1 protein-coding gene and 1 pseudogene are annotated in these 672 nt (G+C 50.0%); both read left to right on the top strand.

What is annotated here, in order from left to right; translation table 11 throughout:
* Nucleotides 1-242 (top strand): phage tail protein (locus tag WH277_RS05385; protein ID WP_339504853.1); only part of this gene is annotated, 242 nt, incomplete at its 5' end.
* A pseudogene (locus WH277_RS05380) lies at nucleotides 239-672 on the top strand (phage late control D family protein); the annotation flags it as partial. The gene WH277_RS05385 and the pseudogene WH277_RS05380, both read left to right, overlap by 4 nt.

Here is a 672-nt window from a genome sequence, read left to right as displayed (position 1 = left end):
GACGTGCCTGGCCTTTATTGAGTGGCAACGGCATCCCCTACGGGATGTTTGTGATTACCAGTGTGAACGGCACGCACAGCGATCTCCTTCAGAACGGTACTGCACGTAAAATTAGCTTCGATATCACGCTTAAGCGCGTGGACCCATCGCTGTTGGAGATGTTCGGTGACCTGAAACAGCAGGCGGAAGAGGTGATCAATAAGGTGGGTAATAACGCCTCTAAACTGCTGGAGAGCCTGTGATGGATGCCATAAATATTGGTGCACAGATGGGGCCCGATTATCAGATAAAACTCGATGATATTGATATCACCAGCAACTTCCGATCCCGTTTAATGGGCATGACAATCACGGATAAACGCGGCATGGAGCTGGATACTTTCACAATGGAGCTTGATGACAGCGATGGAAAAATCATCCTGCCGCAGCGGGGGAGTATATTGCAGATCTCTATCGGCTGGCAGGGGATGGCGCTTTTTGATAAAGGGAAATTCATTATTCAAACAGTCACTCATACAGGCTCCCCTGACAAGCTTGCCTTGAGCGGGTTTAGTGCTGACTTGAGCGATGTCCTGAAAGAGAGCCGATCGGAATCCTATGACCGGATGACGCTGGGCGAGATTGTAAAGCGTATCGCCGAACGCAATAAGCTGGGAGCGTCATTGCCCAACAA

Origin of the sequence: Erwinia sp. MYb416, from assembly GCF_037479575.1 — a bacterium.
Lineage (GTDB): Bacteria > Pseudomonadota > Gammaproteobacteria > Enterobacterales > Enterobacteriaceae > Erwinia > Erwinia rhapontici.
This window is presented reverse-complemented; position numbering and strand designations above follow the sequence as displayed.